The organism is Neptunicella plasticusilytica (assembly GCF_047922965.1).
Lineage (GTDB): Bacteria > Pseudomonadota > Gammaproteobacteria > Enterobacterales > Alteromonadaceae > Neptunicella > Neptunicella plasticusilytica.
In genome coordinates this window covers 4,092,051-4,114,724 of the sequence record NZ_CP150481.1, presented here as the reverse complement: position 1 = coordinate 4,114,724, position 22,674 = coordinate 4,092,051, and the positions used below count along the sequence as shown (strand labels likewise).

At 48.1% G+C, this 22,674-nt stretch carries 17 protein-coding genes; 4 read left to right on the top strand and 13 right to left on the bottom strand.

From position 1 onward, the window contains the following. Positions 1 to 2: 2 nt before the first annotated feature. The 5 genes from rimK to V1467_RS18525 form a co-directional block, all read right to left on the bottom strand. Positions 3 to 908: a 30S ribosomal protein S6--L-glutamate ligase gene (rimK, locus tag V1467_RS18545; RefSeq protein WP_416306465.1), complete on the bottom strand. Its 906-nt coding sequence runs from the start codon at positions 906 to 908 to the stop codon at positions 3 to 5. Between the two features lie 8 nt (positions 909 to 916). Next, a complete protein-coding gene (locus V1467_RS18540; RefSeq protein ID WP_416306464.1) occupies positions 917 to 1,342 on the bottom strand; it encodes an ATP-dependent zinc protease in 426 nt (141 codons plus the stop codon). 157 nt (positions 1,343 to 1,499) lie between these two features. Then, positions 1,500 to 2,828 (bottom strand): HslU--HslV peptidase ATPase subunit, encoded by a 1,329-nt coding sequence (gene hslU / locus V1467_RS18535; protein ID WP_416306463.1) that lies wholly within the window; start codon positions 2,826 to 2,828, stop codon positions 1,500 to 1,502. A gap of 11 nt (positions 2,829 to 2,839) precedes the next feature. Then, positions 2,840 to 3,364 carry an ATP-dependent protease subunit HslV gene (hslV, locus tag V1467_RS18530; RefSeq protein WP_416306462.1) on the bottom strand — a complete coding sequence of 175 codons (525 nt, stop codon included), beginning with the start codon at positions 3,362 to 3,364 and terminating at the stop codon, positions 2,840 to 2,842. Positions 3,365 to 3,482: 118 nt separating this feature from the next. Next, positions 3,483 to 4,016: an SPOR domain-containing protein gene (locus tag V1467_RS18525; RefSeq protein ID WP_416306461.1), complete on the bottom strand. Its 534-nt coding sequence runs from the start codon at positions 4,014 to 4,016 to the stop codon at positions 3,483 to 3,485. Positions 4,017 to 4,370: 354 nt separating this feature from the next. Between V1467_RS18525 and V1467_RS18520 the strand changes: the two genes are divergently transcribed. After that, positions 4,371 to 5,078 (top strand): PEP-CTERM sorting domain-containing protein, encoded by a 708-nt coding sequence (locus tag V1467_RS18520; RefSeq protein WP_416306460.1) that lies wholly within the window; start codon positions 4,371 to 4,373, stop codon positions 5,076 to 5,078. Between the two features lie 234 nt (positions 5,079 to 5,312). After that, positions 5,313 to 8,348, top strand: a complete 3,036-nt coding sequence (gene amt / locus V1467_RS18515) for an ammonium transporter (protein ID WP_416306459.1) — start codon at positions 5,313 to 5,315, stop codon at positions 8,346 to 8,348. A 36-nt stretch (positions 8,349 to 8,384) separates the two neighbouring features. Here the strand turns inward: amt and V1467_RS18510 are convergent, their stop codons facing one another. Further along, a complete protein-coding gene (locus tag V1467_RS18510; RefSeq protein ID WP_416306458.1) occupies positions 8,385 to 9,974 on the bottom strand; it encodes an ABC-F family ATPase in 1,590 nt (529 codons plus the stop codon). A gap of 143 nt (positions 9,975 to 10,117) precedes the next feature. Continuing rightward, entirely contained in the window at positions 10,118 to 12,304 is a 2,187-nt protein-coding gene (priA, locus tag V1467_RS18505) for a primosomal protein N' (protein ID WP_416306457.1), read from the bottom strand. Positions 12,305 to 13,395: 1,091 nt separating this feature from the next. On the opposite strand from priA, the gene rpmE reads away from it, so the two are divergent. Further along, a complete protein-coding gene (gene rpmE, locus V1467_RS18500; RefSeq protein ID WP_416306456.1) occupies positions 13,396 to 13,611 on the top strand; it encodes a 50S ribosomal protein L31 in 216 nt (71 codons plus the stop codon). A gap of 55 nt (positions 13,612 to 13,666) precedes the next feature. Here rpmE and V1467_RS18495 read toward each other — a convergent pair whose 3' ends face one another. Next, positions 13,667 to 14,284, bottom strand: a complete 618-nt coding sequence (locus tag V1467_RS18495; RefSeq protein ID WP_416306455.1) for a LysE/ArgO family amino acid transporter — start codon at positions 14,282 to 14,284, stop codon at positions 13,667 to 13,669. Positions 14,285 to 14,382: 98 nt separating this feature from the next. Here V1467_RS18495 and V1467_RS18490 point away from each other — a divergent pair, with 98 nt between their 5' ends. Then, positions 14,383 to 15,279, top strand: coding sequence for a LysR family transcriptional regulator ArgP (locus tag V1467_RS18490; protein ID WP_416306454.1), 897 nt, complete (start codon positions 14,383 to 14,385; stop codon positions 15,277 to 15,279). A 637-nt stretch (positions 15,280 to 15,916) separates the two neighbouring features. Here the strand turns inward: V1467_RS18490 and V1467_RS18485 are convergent. The 5 genes from V1467_RS18485 to V1467_RS18465 form a co-directional block, all read right to left on the bottom strand. Further along, complete coding sequence (locus tag V1467_RS18485) at positions 15,917 to 16,045, bottom strand: hypothetical protein (RefSeq protein WP_416306453.1); 129 nt, start codon at positions 16,043 to 16,045, stop codon at positions 15,917 to 15,919. Continuing rightward, the gene (locus V1467_RS18480) at positions 16,042 to 16,257 is read right to left on the bottom strand and encodes a hypothetical protein (protein ID WP_416306452.1); all 216 of its coding nucleotides are present in this window, start codon (positions 16,255 to 16,257) and stop codon (positions 16,042 to 16,044) included. Before V1467_RS18480 ends, V1467_RS18485 begins: the two co-directional genes overlap by 4 nt. Before the next feature lie 716 nt (positions 16,258 to 16,973). Continuing rightward, positions 16,974 to 18,191, bottom strand: a complete 1,218-nt coding sequence (locus tag V1467_RS18475; protein ID WP_416306451.1) for a phosphoenolpyruvate carboxylase — start codon at positions 18,189 to 18,191, stop codon at positions 16,974 to 16,976. Next, the gene (locus V1467_RS18470) at positions 18,188 to 18,823 is read right to left on the bottom strand and encodes a hypothetical protein (RefSeq protein ID WP_416306450.1); all 636 of its coding nucleotides are present in this window, start codon (positions 18,821 to 18,823) and stop codon (positions 18,188 to 18,190) included. The genes V1467_RS18475 and V1467_RS18470 overlap by 4 nt, the downstream gene beginning before the upstream one ends. Next, entirely contained in the window at positions 18,820 to 22,500 is a 3,681-nt protein-coding gene (locus tag V1467_RS18465) for an ATP-binding protein (protein ID WP_416306449.1), read from the bottom strand. Before V1467_RS18465 ends, V1467_RS18470 begins: the two co-directional genes overlap by 4 nt. Between the last annotated feature and the right edge of the window lie 174 nt (positions 22,501 to 22,674).

Below are 22,674 nucleotides of genomic sequence, written 5' to 3'. Positions count from 1 at the left end.
GACTATCCTTTTCCACGAGTACGGGTTTTACTGGCTTTGGCGTTTTTTTCAATAAATTCAATGATTTTTCCGGCGACATCTTTGCCAGTGGCGGCTTCGATACCTTCCAGACCGGGCGAAGAATTGACTTCCATCACCACCGGGCCATGATTGGAGCGCAGAATATCCACCCCGGCTACATTCAACCCCATGGTGCGGGCTGCACGTACTGCAGTGCTGCGCTCTTCCGGGGTTAAACGCACGACTGTGGCCGTGCCACCGCGGTGCAGATTGGAGCGGAACTCGCCGGCTTTGGCCTGGCGCTTCATGGCTGCTACGACTTTGTCACCTAACACAAAACAGCGAATGTCCGCGCCACCGGCTTCACGAATATATTCTTGCACCATAATATCGGCTTTGAGACCCATAAAGGCTTCGATAACACTTTCTGCGGCAGAACGGGTTTCGGCCAATACCACACCGATGCCCTGAGTTCCTTCAAGCAGTTTAATTACCAAGGGAGCGCCACCGACCATTTCAATCAGATCAGGAATATTACTGGCCTGGTTAGCAAAGCCGGTCACCGGCAAACCAATCCCTTTGCGAGATAACAACTGCAATGATCGAAGCTTGTCCCGGCTACGGGTAATCGCCACTGATTCGTTAACCGGATAAACGCCCATCATTTCAAACTGGCGTAATACCGCCGTGCCGTAAAACGTCACCGAAGCGCCAATACGCGGAATAATCGCGTCAAAATGAGGAAGCTCATGACCTTTTACATGCACCGAAGGCGTTTGCATATTGATGTTCATGTAACATTTCAGCGCATCGACGACTTGTACTTCATGGCCACGTTCGATAGCGGCTTCCCTGAGTCGACGGGTAGAATACAGATTGGCATTGCGGGATAGAACAGCAATTCTCATGTTAGGGCCTATTGTTGTTGAATTAAGTATGAAGCGGCTGGATCTACGATAAACCTGTGTAGCATTGCTTGTCTACCTAACAGCATCCTAAACTTCATGCTGTCCCGATTGGTCAGGGTCAGTTCCACAGGGAAGAGCTGATCGGCTAATTGTAGTTGGGTTTCAATAACATAGCGTACTTCCTGATGTCCGCCGGAATCACGTACACTGCGTTGGTCGATCACCCGAGCCTCGCACTGGTGCACGGTTTCGTCGTCATTCTGGTAGGGATGCAAAAAGATTTTTATCCACAGTTCTCCGTCCTTGTCGAAAGGTTCCAGATTAAAGGCATGCAGACAGGAAGTTTTGGCACCCGTATCTACCTTCATTTTAATCGCATCAATGCCCAGTTCGGGCAATGAGCCCCATTCACGCCAGCCTAGAGTTGTTTTCACTTAGTTATAACCTGATTATCTTTTATTACAGTGGAGCGATATATCATGAATATCACAAAGTGCCTAAAAATAATCATAGCAGTTAGCTTAAAAAAAATTTTAGTCAGACAAAAAAGCCGCCTGAAAAGGCGGCATTGAGGGGAAATATATTGCGGTATTACAGAATAAAGCGGCTCAGATCTTCGTTATCTACCAGCAAGTCGAGTTTGTCATTAACGTACTGGGCGTTGATATGGACGACCGTGCCATTTTTTTCGGATGCATCGAAAGAAATCTCTTCCATCAATTTTTCCATTACCGTATGTAAACGGCGTGCGCCAATATTCTCGGTTTTCTCGTTTACCTGCCACGCGGCGTTAGCAATACGCTGAATACCATCTTCGGCAAAGGTGATATCAACCCCTTCGGTTTTCATTAGCGCTTTGTACTGTTCAGTTAACGAGGCATTCGGCTCGGTTAGTATTCGCACAAAATCTTCGGCGGAAAGCGCACTAAGTTCAACCCGAATCGGTAACCGGCCCTGTAGCTCGGGGATTAAATCCGAGGGTTTGGACATCTGGAACGCGCCGGAGGCAATAAACAGCATATGGTCTGTTTTGACCATGCCATGTTTAGTGCTCACGGTAGAACCTTCTACCAGCGGCAGTAAATCACGTTGCACGCCTTCACGGGATACATCGCCACCACCGGCATTTTCGCGCTTACAGATCTTGTCGATTTCATCAATAAATACGATGCCGTTCTGTTCAACTAGATCAATTGCCTTCTGTTTTAAATCTTCCTGATTCACCAGCCGAGCGGCTTCTTCTTCAATCAACAATTTAAAGGCGTCTTTGATTTTGAGTTTTTTGCTTTTTTTCTGGTTACCGGACAAATTCTGGAACATTCCCTGTAACTGGTTAGTCATTTCTTCCATACCAGGAGGGGCCATGATCTCGACGCCCACTTGCGGCAGGGCAACATCAATTTCGATTTCCTTGTCATCCAGCTGGCCTTCGCGCAATTTTTTGCGAAAAGCCTGACGAGTGCCTTTGTCCTGAATCTCTTCCTTGTCACCCCAATTGTTTTCGGGGCGTGGTAATAGCTTATCCAGAATACGTTCTTCGGCGGCTTCTTCAGCACGGAACCTGACCTTGGCCATTTCCTGTTCTTTGGTCATGGTCACTGACATATCGGTGAGATCACGAATGATCGAGTCGACTTCCTTGCCCACATAGCCGACTTCGGTAAATTTGGTTGCCTCTACCTTGATAAAGGGCGCATTGGCCAACTTGGCCAGACGACGGGCAATTTCGGTTTTGCCCACACCAGTGGGGCCAATCATCAAAATATTCTTGGGGGTGACTTCCTGACGTAACTCAGGCGCCAGTTGCATACGGCGCCAGCGATTACGCAAGGCAATCGCCACGGCACGTTTGGCATCGTTCTGGCCAATAATATGACGATTCAGTTCGTGAACGATTTCTCTTGGGGTCATTTCAGACATGAATAAGTCTCTTAGTAATCCAGTTGTTCAACTGTTTGATGTTGATTAGTGAAAACACAGATATTGCCGGCAATAGTCAGGGCTTTAGCCGCTATTTCCGGGGCTGAAAGCTCAGTGTTTTCCAATAAGGCGGTGGCGGCGGCCTGAGCGAATGGGCCGCCCGAGCCGATCGCAATTAAGTCATTCTCCGGCTGAACTACATCACCATTCCCGGTGATAATCAGTGAGCCGGTGTGATCGGCAACGGCCAATAAGGCTTCCAGTTTGCGCAGCATGCGATCGGTGCGCCAGTCTTTGGCCAGCTCCACCGCAGCGCGGGTGAGATGGCCTTGATGGGCTTCCAGTTTGGCTTCAAAACGTTCAAACAGGGTAAAGGCGTCTGCAGTGCCCCCGGCAAATCCGGCTAACACTTTATCGTGGTACAAGCGGCGTACTTTGCGAGCGTTACCTTTCATCACGGTATTGCCCAGAGAAACTTGGCCGTCTCCGGCGACGACAACCTGGTTACCACGTCTGACAGATACAATAGTGGTCATAATTATTCCTACGCTGAAAAAAACACCGCACAATGATCTGTCGATCCTGAGGCGGTGTAACTGATATTCAGTATGTAGGGATGACCCGTGGCTATTTCAAGGCTGATTTCTGTGGCGATTAATTCCATCGCCAAATCTGGCAGGTTGCAATACCTAGTTTGCGGGCCTGGTGTTTCTTGCGCTCGGCCGTTCGCTTGTCTTCAATTGGCCCTACTGCAACTCGATACCACAAACCGTTCTTGCCGTTGGATGCACTGACGTCGGCTTCAAGTCCGCCAAAGGCGAGCTTGGCTTTCATTTCTTCAGCCTGAGATTTTAACTTGAACGAACCGCATTGCATTTTATACGGGCGGGGATCGCTGTCTTCTTTTGGCTCTGGCACATCCACTTCAATATTTTGGTGATCCAGTGCATCAATAAACTCCCACTCTTCTTTGGGGACTTCAGGCAGGGGATCAACTTGTTGTTGAGTGGCTATAACGTCTTTTTTCTGCTCGGTTTGTGGAGAAGTCCCCTTTATTGACCATAAAAAATAGCCGAAACCGGCAATCAGTGCTGTGGTAATAACAATTCGCAACCAGGGCAATGGCGGTTTTTCCGGTTGGGATGGAGCAGCGGATTTGCCGCGGGAAACGTAATCTTTTGGAGCCATAGTGTTGTATTACTGCTTGTTGGTAAATGGAGTAAAACCGATGCTGGACCAGATTGTCGCAGGACAGATACATAGGATTGTACCGACTATCTGGGCTGGCACAATCAAAAATCTGTATAAAACGATGGATCCTCAGCACGCAAGCGAATAATCGCTGAATTTGTACATCACTTAGCTAATTGATTGATTTGTATGCAATATATTGTCGAGTTTCTTTACACCAAGGTATTATTCTGTCTGATATTTATATCTAACATATTGAATAATAAACATTTTATTGCATTGGTGTGTTTTTTGCTTTTGTTAACTGGAACGATAGTGCTAGTTAAAGTTGGGAAATTAAGGAACTTAAAAATGATAAAAAATATTTTTGCAGCAGCAATGTTAGTTGTATCCGGCACAGCGTCGGCTGGATTGGTAACCCATGAATTTAATAATGGTGATGATCTTTCGGCATGGCAACGTGATCGAACTGTACCTAACGGCTTTGAGATCGTTAACAATGAATTGGTAATGACCATTGAAGGAGACGATGCTCCCAATGTAAACGGTGTTTTCTATGATACCCACGGGATGAAGCTGGATATCGGTCAATCAACATTCTTGTCTATTGATATGTATGTAGAGCAAGACTGGAATTTCAACGATATCTACAATCGTTATGCGGGTATCTGGGCTGTAGGTTACGACTCGAGTGATGCGATCGTTAACTACGCCATTCTGGAATACCAGGACGGCGGATTTTCTGCCTATGATTCCGGTTTTGATAGCCCAAATGGGGGTTGGCCGGAAAATGATCTGGCTTTTAACATTGGCTTGAATACCTTGTCTTTTGGATTAAATGGCAGTGGTGTGGATTATTACCTTAATGGTGCGCTGGTATATTCAGAAACAACCAGCGGAACCACTTACTTTGGTGATGTGATTTTGAACGCAAAAAATGAAAGCCACGATTTCCAGGTTACTTATGACAATCTCACCTATGGAACCGTACCAGAACCGGGTATGTTGGCTTTGTTCGGTTTAGGTGCGTTGTTATTGTTAAGACGTAAAAGAGTTTAATTCGGTTTTATTCTCCAAACTCCGCCGGTCATCTGACCGGCTTTTTTATGGCGGTCTTCTACCTTTTTCAGATTAACAATCCGTCTGCTGTTGGTTGAGTGGCTCCTGGTATTTGTTAGTTTTAAGAACGACTGATTAACAAATAGATAACCATTTGTATTTCAAGCACAAATTTTTGTATTTAGGTGATTTTTCTTGCAAACTGGATTCCATCAAACCTTAGTGGAGAAGTAGGTGGATTACTCTTGGCTGTTAACCGCTGCCTTTCTGGTTTTCCTGATGCAAGCTGGCTTTCTATGCCTTGAAAGCGGCAAAATTCGCAGCAAGAACAGCATCAATGTTGCCGCGAAAAACATTACCGATTTTATAATTTCTACCATTATGTTCTGGTTGTTCGGCTTTGCCCTGATGTTTGGTGACTCGTACTACGGACTATGGGGAACCAGCCACTTTTTGTTTGGCGAGAATCATTCCGCCTACCAAGTCAGCTTCTTTATTTTTCAACTTATGTTTTGTGGCACTGCGGCGACCTTGATGTCAGGGGCCGTTGCTGAACGAATGACATTCAGAGGGTATCTTTGGGTCACTGCCATACTGAGTGGCCTAATTTACCCCCTAACCGGCCACTGGGCCTGGTCTGGTGCATATAATCAGGATAATCCCGGCTGGTTGCAACATATGGGCTTTATTGATTTTGCCGGTTCGACGGTAGTGCATTCGGTTGGTGGCGCAGTTGCGCTCGCCGCCATTATGATCATCGGCCCCAGAATTGGCCGCTTTGATTCCCGTTCCCAGCTACCGGTGGGGAACAATTTGCCTATGTCGGTGTTGGGTACCTTGCTAATCTGGTTAGGCTGGTTTGGTTTTAATGGCGGCAGTACGCTAGTTTTCACCGATCAGGTGCCGGTTATTATTCTTAATACTTGTTTGGCAGCAGTTTGGGGTGGCGTTACCAGCAGCCTTGTTCACTACTATTTTCATCGTTTTGCCGATGTGACTTTTATACTCAACGGTGTTCTGGCCGGACTGGTTGCCATTACCGCTAACTGTCATGCGGTGAGTCCGGCACAATCAGCGGTGATTGGCATGGTTGCCGGGGTGATTTTGTACGCAGGTACCGCGTTGCTGGAAAAATGTAAGCTAGATGATGCGTTGGGTGTTATTCCGACGCATCTGTTTGCCGGGATTTGGGGAACGCTAGCCGTCGCGCTGTTTGGTGACCTGACCATTCTGGATACCGGTTTAACCCGCATGCAACAGTTGTCGGTGCAATTGATCGGAATTGTGGCGATCAATCTGTGCAGCTTCGCACTGGGATACATGCTGTTAAAGCTGGTTAATTATTTTGTCGCCTTACGGGTTTCTGCCGAAAATGAAATGTTGGGTATGAATATATCCGAGCATCGGGCATCGACCGAATTAATCGATTTGCTGGGTTCTATGCATAAACAACAGCAGGATGGCTCTTTTATAGAATCCGTTCCGGTAGAACCTTTTACTGAAGTGGGGCAAATTGCCCAGCAATACAATCAGGTGATTGAGCGGGTTAAAACCGAGATTTCCCAACGCGACGATGCGATTAGCAGTTTTAAAGCCAGCGAACAACGCAAAAGCGCTATCCTGAATTCAGCGATGGACAGCATTGTCAGTATTGATTTAACCGGCTGCATTCTGGAATTTAATCCTTCAGCGGAAAAGATGTTTGGCTACCTTAAACATCAGGTCGAGGGTCTGAATTTTATTGATCTGTTCGTTCAGCAATCCGAGCAGCAGAATATCAGGGACAGTCTGTCGCACAAGTTTTCTGCTTCTCAGGGATTGTTGCGTAACCGGCGTAACTCAATTCATTTATGTCGCAGTTCCGGTGATATTTTTCCGGCCGAAATTACCATTACCGGCGCAGAGTTGGGCGGCGAGCTGAAAAACGAGTTTACTTTTCATGTACGTGATGTAACCCGGCAGCAGAAGTTGCAGGATAAACTGAAAAGCATGGCCTACAGTGACCCGCTGACCGGCCTATACAATCGTACCTATCTCATCGACAGGCTGAATCGTATTATCCGCCAACCTGAAGGCTCCAATACCTTGCTGGCGGTGTTTTTTATGGATCTGGATCGTTTCAAAAAAATCAATGACACGCTGGGCCACAATGCAGGCGATGATTTGCTCAGAGAAGTAGCAAGCCGATTAAGTCGGGTAACGCGGCAGAGTGATGTTATCGCCCGCTGGGGCGGCGATGAGTTTGTTATCTTGATTGAGCAAGGGGTGACAGTTGATTTTGTGCAGAACAAGGCACAAGAAATTTTAACCGTGATGCGCGAACCGGTTGAACTGCAGGGGCGTGAAATCAGTATTCCTACCAGCATAGGTATTGCCTTGTCCGAGGTGGACAAGACGCAAGCCGGACAGTTAGTGCAACAAGCCGATATTGCCATGTATCATGCCAAGCAAAACGGCAGGGACAACTATCAGCTGTTTAAACAGGAGATGGCCAATCAGTCTGCGCGCGAATTCAACTTTGAACAGGAAATGCGTCAGGCACTGCTAACCGATCAACAGATTTCGGTGGTCTACCAGCCTAAAGTAGACCACGACCGACATATTGTCGGGCTGGAAGCGCTGGTCCGATGGACCCATCCTACCGAAGGCGTTATTTCGCCAGCCGAGTTTATCCCGTTGGCCGAGCAATCCAATTTAATCATCAGCATTGGCGAAAAAGTGATTCAACTGGTGCTGGCACAAATGCAGCATTGGCAACAGCAGCAAATAGCGCCGATCCCGATATCGATTAATCTGTCTGGCAAGCAGCTGATTTCGGATACCTTGTTACCCTTTATACGTGAAGCGCTGGACAGGTATCAGATAACGGGCAGCCGACTGGAATTTGAAATTACCGAAGGGGTGCTGGTAACCGATATTGAACACTGCATTCGGGCAATGGATGAATTGCAAGGCCTGGGGATCAAGATTTCTATCGATGATTTTGGTACCGGCTATTCGTCGCTGAATTATCTAAAACGTTTACCTATTGACGTACTGAAAATTGATCGTTCGTTTGTCGATGAATGCGCCAGTATTGTCGAGGATGGGCAAATATGCGCCACCATTATTAGTCTGGCTAACAATCTGGAGCTTGAGGTGGTGGCCGAAGGCGTGGAAACCATCCAGCAGCTTAATTTTTTGACTGAAAAAGGCTGTACGGTGTTTCAGGGTTTTTACTTCTATAAACCTATGCCTGCCGAGGACATCGAACCTTTGCTGGCAAATTAAAAAGCCCGCTTCAAGCGGGCCTTGAGGATGCTGGTGTTACTGCACACCCTGACTCTTCAAGTATTCCTCGTAACTGCCGTTGAAATCAACAATACCGGTTGGGGTCAGCTCAATAATCCGGGTGGCCAGCGAGGACACAAATTCACGGTCATGGCTGACAAAAATCAGGGTGCCGGGGTAATTCTCCAGCGCCAGATTCAACGATTCGATCGATTCCATATCCAGGTGGTTGGTCGGCTCGTCCATCACCAGTATATTGGGTTTTTGCAGCATCAGTTTGCCAAACAGCATACGGCCCTGTTCACCACCGGAAATCACTTTAACCGACTTGTTGATATCATTCTGAGAAAATAGTAAACGACCTAAGGTACCGCGCATCACTTGTTCGTCGTCACCTTCCTGACCCCACTGATACATCCAGTCCATCAAATTCATGTCCTGCTCGAAATCATGGGCGTGATCTTGTGCGTAATAGCCGATATTAGAGTTTTCTGACCATTTGATATTGCCCGCAGAAGGTTCAAGATCGCCAACCAGACACTTCAGCAAGGTGGATTTACCAATACCGTTTGGTCCAATAACCGCAATACGTTCGCCCACTTCCACCATCAAATTAAAACCGGAGAACAGCTCTTCATCAAAGCGTTTGGCCAGACCTTCTATTTCCAGTGCCTGACGATGCAGTTTTTTAGTTTGTTCAAAACGAATAAACGGATTCTGGCGGCTGGAAGGCTTAACTTCAGTCAGTTCAATTTTGTCAATTTGCTTAGCCCGGGAAGTGGCTTGCTTGGATTTGGAGGCGTTAGCCGAGAAGCGGCTGACAAAGGTCTTGAGCTCGGCAATTTGGGCCTTTTTCTTGGCATTATCCGCTAGCAGGCGCTCTCTGGCCTGGGTCGCCGCCGTCATATATTCATCGTAGTTGCCCGGAAAAACCCGTAATTCGCCATAGTCCAGATCGGCCATATGGGTGCATACACTGTTCAGGAAGTGGCGATCGTGCGAAATAATAATCATGGTGCAATTGCGCGCATTAAGAATTTCTTCCAGCCAGCGAATACTGTTTATGTCCAGGTTGTTGGTTGGTTCGTCGAGTAGCATGATATCCGGGTCGGCAAACAGTACCTGTGCCAGCAATACCCGCAGTTTCCAGCCCGGGGCGATTTCGCTCATCGGGCCAAAATGTTGCTCGACCGGAATCCCCAACCCGGACAGTAATTCACCGGCACGCGCTTCGGCGGTGTAGCCGTCCATTTCCATAAACTCGGATTCCAGATCGCCGGCGCGCATGCCATCTTCTTCACTCATTTCGGGTTTGGCATAGATGGCGTCACGCTCGGATTTGACCGCCCATAATTCTTCATGGCCCATGATAACGGTATCGACCACCGAGAACTTTTCGTAAGCAAACTGATCCTGTTTCAGCTTACCAATACGTTCATTGGGGTCTTTGGAGACATTACCGGATGAGGGCTCCAGATCGCTGCCCAGAATTTTCATAAAAGTTGATTTGCCGCAGCCGTTGGCACCGATCAGGCCATAACGGTTGCCGTCGCCAAATTTAACAGAGACGTTTTCAAATAATGGCTTGGCGCCAAATTGCATGGTGATATTGGATGAAGTAAGCAAAGTTGTGTTCCCGGGGTTAGCGATATCGGACAGCCCAGGATTCCGGTTTTACAGGAGCAGGGCGAAATTTCGGCGCATAGTATGCCATAAACTCAACAAAAATGCTGGATTCATTGTTTGCTAAATATGCAAATAGCAGGCGATTAGCTGAAATCCTGCGGATCGACATCTACCGACCAGCGCACCTTGCTGCTCTCAGGCAGTAATTCAATTTGCGGGATCGCCTGAAACAACGTCTTTTGCAAGCTGGCTCGATTGGGACTTTGCAACAACAGTTGCATACGATAGCGCCCCTGACGTTTTTCCATCAACGCCGGGAAAGGCCCCATGCTAATCACATTATCGGCACCATTAAAATACTGCTGGGCCAGTTGTAAAAACTGATGGGCTTTGTTGGCTGAATTGGCTTCTGCTCTGAGTAGAGCCTGAAAACTGAATGGAGGCAATTGGGCCAGCTTGCGTTCCTGCAATGCATACCGGGCAAAATGGCCGTAACCGTTATGCAGCAAATCTTGCAATAAGGGATGATCGGGATGATGACTTTGCAGCCACATTTCGCCCGGCTGTTCGGCGCGCCCGGCACGTCCCGCGACCTGGGTAATTAATTGGGATAAATTCTCGGCAGCACGATAATCCATGCTAAACAGCGCACCGTCCACATCCACAATCAATACCAGCGTCACATTAGGGAAATGGTGGCCCTTGGCCAGGATCTGGGTGCCAATCAGAATCTGGTATTCACCCTGATTAATATCGTCCAGCATCTGATGAAAGCGACTCTTGCTGCGAATATTGTCGCTATCGATCCGCAAGGTTTTATAGGCGGGGAAAAGCTGGTTCAAACCTTGTTCAAGTTGTTCGGTACCGACCCCCATGCTGATCATCTGGTTGGAACCACACTGGCTGCAGCGGGCCGGAATGGCTTTGGCATCGCCACAATGGTGACATTGCAACTTATTCAAACCTTTATGCAGGGTATAGCTCTTGTCGCAACGATGACACATTTCCACATGCCCGCAATGATGGCAGAGCAAACTGGGGGCATAACCGCGCCGGTTAATAAACACCATCACCTGATTACCCTGTTTCAGGTGTGCCGCCATACGATCCTGCATCCCTTTGGCAATACCGTATTGCAGCGGCTGGTTTTTGATATCAAAAATTTGCTGGCGGGCAATTTGTGAAACACCGGCTCGCTTGTGTAACTGAAAATGCTGATATTTTTTAGTCAGCGCGTTATGCAGGCTTTCCAGTGACGGCGTGGCACTGCCCAGCACCAGCGGGATATTTTGCTGGCGGGCGCGGATCACCGCCAAATCGCGGCCATGATAACGAAAACCGTCCTGCTGTTTATAGGAATTGTCATGTTCTTCATCGACGATAATCATCCCGAGTTGCTTGAACGGGGTAAAAATTGCCGAACGGGTACCGATGACAATGGCTAGCTGGCCTTGTTTGGCTTGTCGCCATACCGCCAGCCGTTCATTGTCGGTGAGATTGGAATGCAGCAAGCCAACCGGGGCATTAAAACGTTGCTTAAAACGCTGTACCGTTTGTGGTGTCAGGCCAATCTCAGGTACCAGAATCAGCACCTGCTTGGCCTGTTGCAACAACGGCAGAATCGCTTGCAGATAGACTTCGGTTTTGCCGCTGCCGGTCACGCCTTCAAGCAATACCGGATGAAAGTGCTCAAGCTGGCTGGTGATACCGGTAATTGCCAGAGATTGCTCGATACCGGGTTGAGGCCCAGCTGAAATTTGTAACTCTGTATGCCAGTTATTGTTGAGTTCCGGAATGACTTGCTGCTTTTCAATCAGCTGTTTTTTATGCAGGGCATTGATAATCGCGCTACCGAATTGCTGTTTTAGCTCACTGTCCAGCATTGACTGTTGTTGTAACTGATTCAGTAACTGTTGCTGTTTAGGCGAGCGTTTTAATTCGCTTTCATCAGTTTGCTGGCCCAGTACAGTGCATTGCCACATTAACACCGGCGGCATTTGACTGGATTTACCGTTGCGCAGCAATACCGGTAGGGCACTTTGCAGTACATCACCAACAGGATGCTGATAATATTGGCTGGCCCATTTGAGCATGGTCAGCAGGTTATCGCTAAATACCGGCTGGTCATCCAATACTTGCTCAATGGGTTTGAGCTTTTCCAGCGGCCAGTTCGAGTCTGATTTTAGCCCCAACACCACGCCAACTAACTTGCGTCGCCCAAAGGGCACCAATACCCGCGCCCCGACAACAGGCAGGGTTTCGCCAACCAGGTATTCAAATAAGGTACGTTTGGGAACGCCAATTGCCACATCAGCAATAGTGCAGGCCATAGGATCTCAAGTAGTTTGGGGTATCCGACAAAACAGGCGTATTACTATACCCAAAATAATTGGAATTGCACGGCGGTAAACGATAGCTAAGAGCAACGGGTTTTGAGTGGCGAGCTAAAAGTAAAACTGTAATCATCGTCATCCCCACATTGTTTTGACTTGGGTGTAAAATCGAAAGTGAGTCGTCAAATCAACCATTGGCGTCGCGCTGGCGACAGCAGCCAAAAGGGAACAAATGACGGTTCCCCTTTGGAATCCCCAGTCACCCTTGCAGTAACAACACAAAAACCTTGTTCAGGCATACCGGTACCACAACAAATCCACATCCCTTCAGTCGCTGTTTTCTCGACGTCCCTGTCTCGAATACCGGTATGCTAAGCTAAACAAGATTTTTGCTTACTGCAAAGGGAAGTAACCAAGCTACGCTTGGCTGTAAAGACAAGCCCGCGTTTTATTTGGGAAAGTTACAGTCGCTAGATAAAACCAAAAACACCGTTGGCCTATCATCTCTGTGTTTTACCCTTCGACATCCCTGCATTGTTTTGGGCAGGGATCCAGTAACCGGAAGAGCAAATATTTAAACAATGGACCCCGGCCGAAAAGACTACCGGGGTGACAATGTTTAAGATTTGTCATAAGCCTGCCAACAGATCGTTCGCCGCGAGCGAAGTACGAGTATCGGACAGGTAATGCACAAGGGCAATTGAGCTCCGTTCACCTTGGGTGCGAAGTACGAGTATCGTCTGCCAACTTATCTGCAGCCGAAGAAACCCGTTCGCCCTGAGCGCGAAGCAGTCGAAGGGTGAAGTTATTCGTTCTCCATGAGCTTGTCGAAGGGGCTGTACCATAGCTCTAAGCACGAAGCTCGTTACTTGTGTTTGTTTTCCTCTGTGAACTCTGCGCCTCTGTGGTTATCAAATCCGCAGCCGATATTGGTTACTAAAACCGCAAATAGTGCTTGCCTGTGGTGGTGGCATCCTTTAAAATCCAGCCTCCAAAAAATGCAACCAGCAGGTTGTTAATTGTAAAACGCGTATGGTGTTTGGCTTCGGGCCGGATTGCGATACGGGCCAAAATGAAGAGGCTATCCCATGAAAGAAGGTATACATCCGGAATACAACGAAATTACTGCAAACTGTTCTTGCGGTAATAAAATGGCAATCCGCTCTACTTGTAAAAGCGACTTGTTCCTGGACGTATGTTCAGAGTGTCACCCGTTCTACACTGGTAAACAGCGTAACGTAGACAGCGGCGGTCGTATCGAGAAATTCAACAAACGTTTCGGCGGCCTTTCTTCCAAGAAGTAAGCTGGCAACATTTGTTAAAAGAGGTCGCGAAAGCGGCCTTTTTTGTGTCCGTAATTTATTGACTGATCCAGAAAATAAGCAGCTTTGCAGCAATCATCCACATCATCACAAAAATCAGAAAATCAATAGCCTGTTTCACCCTGGGTTTAGCCAATAATGGCGACAACTTGGCTGCAGCTATCGCCAGGGCAAAAAACCACACCACCGAAGCCCCGATACAACCAATAGCAAATCCATAAAGTAGCTTGTGGCTAAACTGGCTACCGACCCCACCAATAACAACTACTGTATCTAAATAAACATGGGGATTAAGCAGGGTTACCGCTAAGGTCGTTGCGATAACTGCCCAGAATCCCTGCTTTTTTGCCGTTTGCACTGCATTATTTGTCTTGATCGCTAGGGCACTTTTCAATGATTGCGCGCCATAAAACAGTAAAAAAGCGACCCCCAGACAGGTAATGACACTGAGAGCCAGAGGACTGCGATTAATCAAGGTTCCGGCGCCGAAAAGCCCGGCGGAAATTAGCAACGCATCACACAACGCGCAAACCGATGCCACAGTGAGATGATGAGAACGCAGAATCCCCTGATTGAGCACTAATGAGTTTTGTGCACCGATGGGCAGGATCATACTTAAGCCTAATACAAACCCCTGAAACAACGCCGCTAACATGTTACATCTACCTGTTTGATGAATTGAAAATGGCAGTAGTGTAAGCTGGTCATTTATTAAGTAAAATTATAATAATTAATTCATCATTAGAATTGCTTATGAAAGTCGATTACAAATTACTCTCAGCGTTAAACGCGGTTATGGCCTATCAGAGCTTTGAACGGGCGGCGCAGGCGCAATGCTTAACGCAATCAGCCATTTCGCAGCGGATAAAATTATTAGAGGAGCAGTTAGGGCATAGTGTATTGATACGCAGTAAACCGCTAAAACTGACGTCACTCGGGGCCAAGCTGCTGGTTCATTATCGGCAAGTGGAACAGCTTCAGGCTGACTTATTTCCCGAGTTTGTCGGCAATAGTGCGGTTGAACCGCTAAAGCTGGCGATAGCGGTGAACGCCGATAGTTTAGCTGTATGGTTTCTGGATGCGATCAAGCGCTTTACCAAAACCAGCACTGCCGTGGAGCTGGATATTTTGGTCGCGGATGAATCCCATACCATCAACAAACTCAAATCCGGAGAAGCCCTGGGGGCGGTATGCTTGCAGGCAGAGCCCATCAATGGCTATCGCGCACAAAAGCTCGGTAATATGGACTATGTGCTGGTGGCATCTGCGGAATTTTGTCAGCGTTATTTTGAACATGGCATCAATCGCGACAGCCTGATACAAGCACCAGGGGTTTCTTTTGATCCCAGTGACAGCATGCATCACCAGTTTATTCAGCAACACTTTGGATTAATGTATGGTGATTATCCCTGCCATTTTGTGCGCTCATCAGAAGCCTTTGTGGAAATGGCCAAACAGGGGATTGGTTATTGCCTGATCCCGGAACTACAAATAACCGAGCTATTAAAGGATGGCAAGTTAATCAACCTGTTACCAGAAACAAGGTTAAGCGAAGAACTGTACTGGCATAGCTGGATTTTAAGCAAAGGTATTTATCGCCAGTTATCCGATACCATTGTTGCCCATGGACAGCAAATACTAGGTGGATGACAAATGGCAATACTGTGCTCAGCAATCTCAATAAGCAATAAGTACTGGATAAATTAGGAAAAGTTGAGTCACAGTAAGAGTCGACGGAAAGTTAGAAGAATATATTATCTCGAATAGCAACTCGCTATTCGGAAACGAAATATAGCAACGCTGTAGAGGATGTGGGCAAAGCATAGGTTGGCATTGAAATGCTTATATAGCCTTTAAGGTTTAATTTGGATCTGGCACTAATTTATTAACCGCCCGCGATAATTTGTTCCGACAGCGAAACTGGCTACCTTGAATGGCTTGCTAGGTGTCATTGGCAAAATGCGACCACCTTAACCCAATTAGACGTTTTATTAATACAGTCCATTAAAACACCTAATCCCAAGGCCGGCACCAATGTTCCAATCAGAAGTGGGAACACAAGAGCATTGTCCAACCAAGTAAACTTTTTCTGACTTCCTATTATTTTATGTGGAAACTGAAACGGCTTATTCATATACCGCTTACTTGTAATATCACACAAATAGTGTGACGCGAACCCAAACCATATTGCACTGGCAATAGCTGCTTTGGAGTCCAAATAAGCAAATAAAACGAAAATACCAAGAAGAACCCAAGTAAATCCTTTAAAAGGCTGAAACGGAATCATTTAACCTAACGCCTCAATTAACCAGTGAAAACTGGCGTTTTGGCACGCAGTGGTAGCGAGTAATTTTCCCAAGCCAGCTTGCTGGCTGAACAACATTGGCTTGTTATGTGTAAATAGCCTAATTGTCATTTTTTTGTAGCATCCTTTGCATTTGGGTTATTAAACCCACAGGGCACTTCATCTTCCTTTGTTGCAACTAAGCCATTAATTAATGCGGCAACAACTGTAATACCAAATACGGCTAAAAAACTTAGCGAGGTGAGGTAAGAAATAACATAGGTGATGATGCCAACCACCACGAGCACTAAAAGTGTAAGTTTGAGATCTATCAATTTCTTCATTTACACATAACAACTGAATAGAAGGAAAAATCCCCGTATTCGTACCGGGTGAAATTGCTTCTTTGCTGATTTTATTTTCTGACCATACTCCGCATATTTAACTAAATCAATTTGTTAGCTGTGCACTATTGAAGTGTCAAAAAACAAACAAGGCTTTTCACCCGCAAGTTTCTGGATACCCGCCTTCGCGGGTATGACTCGGTGTAATAATGACGAGTTTATTCTTCGACAGCTTCTAGTTCCGCGCATCCTGAGCTTGTCGAAGGGGCAGGGCGAACGGATTTGGTTTTAACCTCCCTTTGCAGTCAACAAAAATCTTGTTCAGATTAGCTTGCCGATATTCGAGCCATGGATGGCGAGAAAACGCTAACTGAAGGGATGTGGATTTAGCATGATATCGGTATGCCTGAACAAGGTTTTTGTGTTTTTACTGCAAGGGTACCGGGGGATTCCAAAGGGGAATCGGTATTTATTCCCCTTTGGTTGTTGTCGCCAACGCGACGCCCAAACTTAAATTTTATGACAAGGGCTGATTTGCGCAGCAATAAACCGAATGTTTGGGTTTGAGGTATCTGAATGCAGTTGGCGAAGCCAATAAAAATAAAGGCGTTGCCCTTCGACAGCTTCTAGTTCCGTTCATCCTTCGACTACTCGTTCCTCGAGCTCAGGACGAACGGTACTTTGTACTGCAGTTGGCGCAGCCAATTAACAGCGGGTCACCGCAACCCCAGTTCCACATCTTCCACAATAAAATTACCACTGTAATCCGGATGCGGGTGGCCGTTGGTATCCAGGGCAAAATACTGCTGCTCTTCCAGCGGCAAGGACTGATAACCGTCGATCACCCGGTAGATCCACACTTCCGGATCGCAGTCGAGTTTTTGTTGTTGCCAGTAATCCAGCGCGGTGAGGCGTTGGCCGCTGTCAATCACCTTACAAAAGTAGTCTTCAACGGCCTTTTTCAGCTGGTTTTCAATTTGCGGTGCTTCAGTTTGACGGGTGACATTAATTTGACCGCCCTTGCGCTCATCTGAAGTTTTGGGTGTACGTTGCAGGGCTTTAATACGGCCAACCAGTTCCTGCAATACCGATTCATGAACCACACTGTTTACATCAGCATGCGCTGGCTGAATGAGCTTGCTGGCCTGATTAAACAACAACGGCACCTTTGACAGTTGTGTGTAATCCGGCGGCTGAAAATCCGGATGTTGTTCCTGATGCAGGATAAACCCTTTAAGCAGCCGGGTGCGGCCGCGATATTCACGGAAACGGCCGAGTAACTCCAGCAAACGCGCCTGCACAATCGACAGTTCCTGGGTGACCCGCGAAAAGGCCTGTTGCAGAGTGACGATCAGTAGCAGGCGTAATTCCCGGTTGCTACCGGCGGTTTCCGACAACTCGTCAAAACGGAACAGCTCGATCTGGCTGAGCATATCCGACACCTGACTTTGCGCCAGTTCGTTTTCGCGGATTTTGGCATCAATCGACACCACATAGCCAAATTCGTTATTGATGCGGCTAAACAGCACACGCACGCTGTTGCCCAATGATTCGGTCAGGCCGTAAACATGTTCGCGTAAATCATTGATATGGGCCTGTGATTCGGCAAAGCGACCATGATGCAGGGCTTCCTTGTAGTGGCCGGCCAGGGTTTTAAGACCGGCTAGCGCCGAGCCGATATTGGCATCAATCTGGCGATTGCGTTCATCATGCAGGCTGTTTTCGAGCAAATTGCGCACGGCACTTTTCAGGCGTAATTCGGCTTCCGGTTCCGGCCGCCAGATAATGCCCAGCTTTTTCAGGTTTTCGACCACTTGTGGGGTGGTGGCGGTTTCATCCAGGGTGCCGGACAAATAAACCTGCATTATCACATCGGCATGACGACTCATGGCATTGAGTAAAGTTAACCCGGCCTGATACAGATTCTGGCTCACAGCAATGACCCCTGCTGACTGGCTAACTCGGCCTGCTCGTTTAACGACAGGGCTTCGGTTTCATCAATAAAACGCAGCACTTCAAACAAATAATCCACCTTGCCGGTGGCAAGATAAATTTGTTTTTCCGGGTTGGGGCGCAGCAGATATCCCAGGTCGGTTAATTTCTTGAACACCTGCTTGAGTTGGCCATCCACCTCAACACTGGTGGAACCAAACAAGCGGTAACGGGCAATTTTTTGCAGTTGTTCTTTAAACGCCGGCGTATCTTCAATCCGGGTTTGTAATTCCGGCAGACGTATCGGCTGCCCCTGAGTCAGCGGAATATCATTACCGGCAGCCTGTTGTACCAATAACAACCATTCCACCAGCGGTAGCAATCCGGCAGCGGTTTCCTGAAACTGGTTAGCCAATACTTTGCGTTCGTTTTCGCCCAACGTCAGGTAGGCGGCATAAAATACGTCACCATCGGCACACTGGCTTAAGGTGCGGTTCAATATGTTTAGTTGCTGCTCGATGCGGTCAGCCTGGGCGCTGTTTTTCAGATAGCGCCAGCTGTCTTCGTCACTGATTTGGCAAATAAAAGTGCCGGACAGCAGTTGTTCCAGCACGCGGCCTTGTTCTGTCATCATGCCGTTTGCTCCTGTTGTTGGCGTTGTTTAAGGCGTTCACTGATGGCGCTAACCCGCGGTTGGACAACCTGTAATTGACGGGTACTTTTATCAATCAGGTAACGGTTGTTGAACAAGGTCAGTACTTCCGACTCGGGATTGGGGAACGCACCTAATACCGATATATCGTTGTTATGGCAGGCATCGAAGATTTTTTTCACATTGCTCTGGTGCAGGGTGCCCAGTTCGTCAATCGGCCAGTGAATGGTTACATCGGTATTGCCGCGCAACAGGCGGGTAAAGGCCAACAGGAATTTACATAAAATCAGATAGGCCATGCCGTGACTGGAGGATTCGTTTAACTGGCGATCGGTACGGATCACCAGGTGACTGTTGCCTTCTTTTAAATGCAGTTCAATATCCAGCAGGTTAATAATGCCGCCTCCCAGCGCTGCACGGCCGAGAATATCCATTACCCGTCGCATGCTCTGGGCATAGTCATCATGCGGGAGCTGGTTGGCACCAGTGTCGATCCATTCATCATAGAGCTTCTGGAACTGGCTCAGTTCCGGCCAGAATTCCAGTTCGCTAATACGTGAGCGGATTTTGACGGCCGATTCGGATACCCCATCCAGAAACAGTTCTTCATCCACCTCTTTGCTGATGCGTTTGCTTTGTCCGGCAATACGTTTGTCGATATCGGCCAGAACGTGGTAATACTGGCTGAGATCGGCACCAAATATCCGTCCTTGTTCACGCAGTCCGGCCAGTTTTTGCGGCACGATATCGTTAAGCAAACGGTTAAGGTGTCCCACCAGCTTGCGATGATCCAGCAAGCGCAACCCTTGCGGATTGGTCAGGGTGCATTCTTCGCGGGATTTGTCCCAGGTGTCGGACAAACCGGTACCGGCCTGCTGGGCGATCAGTTTGTCAAAGTGATCGACATAACTGCGTACATCGGCCAACAATTGTTCCCGTTGCTGGATTAATTCCTGCCCTTCGGAAATGCGTTGCGCATATTGTTGCTGCTCGAACTTGTCCTTGCCTGCTTCGGCCAGCGGCAGCTTGAGGCGGTTCAGGCTGCTATGCAGTGTCTGGGTGGCATCCTGTTGCTCGCGAGATGATTTTAGCCGCTGTTCCAGCTGGGTTTGGCGTGCCTTGTTGGCATCGCGCTGGTGATGGTATTCAGTTTGCTGTTTTTGCAGCTCACGTTCGGCGTGACTGGCCTCTTTTTTGGCTTTTTCCAGCTGGTTTTGCCATTTCACCTTATGGCCGCTAAACACGGTTTTGTACCAGTGCTGGAAATCCTTGACCTTGTGGCGATTATTCTCGGTGTGCTGGATATCGTCTTTCAGCTGTTTGATCTGTTTTTGCAAACCGCCAATTTCGTCAATATCGACGCCGCGTTTATTAAGCTCGTCTTGCAACCACTGTTGGCATTTTTGGCGTTCCTGCTCGGCATTCCGGCGGGTTTGGTCGCGGCCGGTGTTGAGCTGGCTGATTTGGCTGTCCAGATCACCCAGTACTTGTTGCCAGTGGAATTGGCGCTCGGTTTCCGCTTCGGTTTGTTGATCGTGCAGATTTTCCAGCGCTTGTGCCTGCTGGGCTTCAACCTTTTGCTGTTCCTGCTGGTTTTTTTGCTGACGCTTTTTAGCCTGCTGTTTACGCTCTGCCACCGCGGACATGTATTCCTGCCGGTTTTGTTCGCGATCCTGCTGAGCACGTTTGCGATTGGCGGCGGCGGTGCGGCAGGCCGATTCTGCCTTGGTTTCGGCCAGTTCGGCGTTACGTAGTGCTTCGGTGGCTTTGGCCATGGCCTGCTCGGCCTGATTATGCTGCTCGATCAACTCTTCCAGCGCCAATTTGGCTTCACTCAGTTGTGCCTGGAGTTGCTGTTCGCTTTGGGCATATTGCGGTGCATCCAGATTATGCAAATCCAGTTGCAGGCCAAACAGGCTGTTGTTGTCTTTACCAGTATGAGGTTTAAGATCCTTGCGTTTGAGTAAATCGGGATGGATCACCTTGCCCAGCTTGTTCTCCCAGCCAGGTTGCTCACGGCGCAAAAATTCCAGCAGGGTATTGTCACCGGGGTAGAGTAACGCCTCGATTTTATCGATTTGCTGTTGTTGCTGTTGCTGACGGCGATTGGCATTATCCAGTTCGTCGCGGCACAGTTCACGCTGCTTGAGCATTTTATGGCTATTTTGCTGGGCGGTAGTCAAACTTTCGCGGGCGCTATCTTCGGCGATGCTGGCTTCGCTGATGGTCGCGTCCAGTATATCCAGCTGGCTTTGTTCAAATTCGTTAAAACCGGCATTTTTCAGCCCCGCCACCAGCTCGGCCTGCTCAATGCGCAAGGTTTGCAACTGCTGACCAAAGTCATTTTTCAGCTGCTCGCGTTGCTGGTTGTAATCGTCACGAATGTGTTGCAGATCCTGTTGTTCGGCCTGCTTTTGTCTGGCATGTTGCTGCTGGAGTTGCTGAATTTGCTCGCCGGCCTGTTCCAGCTCCTGTTGCAGCTTTTCATTTAAATCGGCCAGACGTTTATGGTAAGCCGATTCCACATCCTGATGCTTTTCAGTTAACAGCAGATAACGGTTATTCAGGCTGTCCAGTTGGGTGTGCCATTGTGGCAGCTGTTGCAGGTTGTTTTGCAGCTTGTCGATATCCTGCTCCTGCCATTGCTCGAATTCCTGTTCGACCTGTTCCAGATCAGCCGACAGTTTGTTGACATCGGCTTTGGCGGCAGACAAGTCCTGATTGAGGCTATCGCGGTTTTCATTCCACTGTTTTTCATTGAATTTAATGTTGTCGATCAGCTCATTCAGCTGCCCGTCTACTTCGACAATATTAGCGGCCAGTACACTGAGATCCTGTTTGAATTGCAGGTTTAATGCCGCCAGGCGTTGTTCGGCCTGACTTAACTGATCATCGGCCTGTTCCAGTTTGGCAAATTCCGGGCGGATGGCATCAAACTCCTGAATTAGATGGGATTCTTTTATCCAGTCTTCTACCCGCTGGCGACTTAAACTGGAACGCGGCGGCTGGACGCCGTCTTCTTCCAGAATCGCGGCGATCATGGCCTTGATGGTTTCCATTTTGCCTTCTTTGGAATGCACCGCCTTGGCCAGTTTTTCAATATGGCGCAGATTGCCGTTGCTCCCGGATAAGCTGAAGATGCGCGCATAACCGAGTAATTCACGGCTGTTGGCACTGGCAGTGAGAGTGGCGCGATCATGCTGGATAATGGCGCGAAATTCTTTGGTGTTTAGCAGGTTGGTCACCAGCACATTGCTGCGTTTAAGGCTGCGTGCCAGCTCGTTCATCGATACGCTATGGTGTTCGCCCGCGTTGTTCTTGTACAGATAATCGGCCAACTCGAAGGGTTTACCGACAAAACGATACTGTACCCCGTTGCCGTTGGAGCTGAGTACAACCTGACAGCGATCCTGCTCGGCGCGTTCGTATTCGTAAATAATAAAACTGGATTCACGAGGCAGATACCAGCGCTCAAAACTGTCGCGAGTGGCAGGTACCACCCGGCTGGGATATTCACCATAAAACACCGGGATTAACCGCTGCAAAGTGGTTTTACCGGAGGCATTGGTACCGCAAATATTGGTGTGACCGTTGAGTTTGAGTTCTACCACGCCGGGCAGATGGGTATCGATAAGTATGATGCGTTGTAAACCTGGCATACGACTCCTTGGCAAAATCAGATTCCCGCCAGAACACAAACGGGATTGAGGCTGATTCTAGCCCGAATTGCCGGCTAAAAACACTGCCAGATTAGGCTTAATCACCTCCTGACTGAATTGATGTCAACAACAGGCTAAAAAGCGTGCGATTTATCCGATGGTGGATTGGCGTAA

What these genes read in the sequence shown, in the direction of transcription:
- priA (WP_416306457.1), bottom strand. Translation starts at nt 12,304, where the DNA reads ATGGCCTGCACTATTGCTGATGTGGCAATTGGCGTTCCCAAACGTACC.
- rimK (WP_416306465.1), bottom strand. Translation starts at nt 908, where the DNA reads ATGAGAATTGCTGTTCTATCCCGCAATGCCAATCTGTATTCTACCCGT.
- V1467_RS18485 (WP_416306453.1), bottom strand. Translation starts at nt 16,045, where the DNA reads ATGACAATTAGGCTATTTACACATAACAAGCCAATGTTGTTCAGCCAG.
- V1467_RS18495 (WP_416306455.1), bottom strand. Translation starts at nt 14,284, where the DNA reads ATGTTAGCGGCGTTGTTTCAGGGGTTTGTATTAGGCTTAAGTATGATC.
- hslU (WP_416306463.1), bottom strand. Translation starts at nt 2,828, where the DNA reads ATGTCTGAAATGACCCCAAGAGAAATCGTTCACGAACTGAATCGTCAT.
- hslV (WP_416306462.1), bottom strand. Translation starts at nt 3,364, where the DNA reads ATGACCACTATTGTATCTGTCAGACGTGGTAACCAGGTTGTCGTCGCC.
- rpmE (WP_416306456.1), top strand. Translation starts at nt 13,396, where the DNA reads ATGAAAGAAGGTATACATCCGGAATACAACGAAATTACTGCAAACTGT.
- V1467_RS18480 (WP_416306452.1), bottom strand. Translation starts at nt 16,257, where the DNA reads ATGAAGAAATTGATAGATCTCAAACTTACACTTTTAGTGCTCGTGGTG.
- V1467_RS18520 (WP_416306460.1), top strand. Translation starts at nt 4,371, where the DNA reads ATGATAAAAAATATTTTTGCAGCAGCAATGTTAGTTGTATCCGGCACA.
- V1467_RS18465 (WP_416306449.1), bottom strand. Translation starts at nt 22,500, where the DNA reads ATGCCAGGTTTACAACGCATCATACTTATCGATACCCATCTGCCCGGC.
- V1467_RS18470 (WP_416306450.1), bottom strand. Translation starts at nt 18,823, where the DNA reads ATGATGACAGAACAAGGCCGCGTGCTGGAACAACTGCTGTCCGGCACT.
- V1467_RS18525 (WP_416306461.1), bottom strand. Translation starts at nt 4,016, where the DNA reads ATGGCTCCAAAAGATTACGTTTCCCGCGGCAAATCCGCTGCTCCATCC.
- V1467_RS18490 (WP_416306454.1), top strand. Translation starts at nt 14,383, where the DNA reads ATGAAAGTCGATTACAAATTACTCTCAGCGTTAAACGCGGTTATGGCC.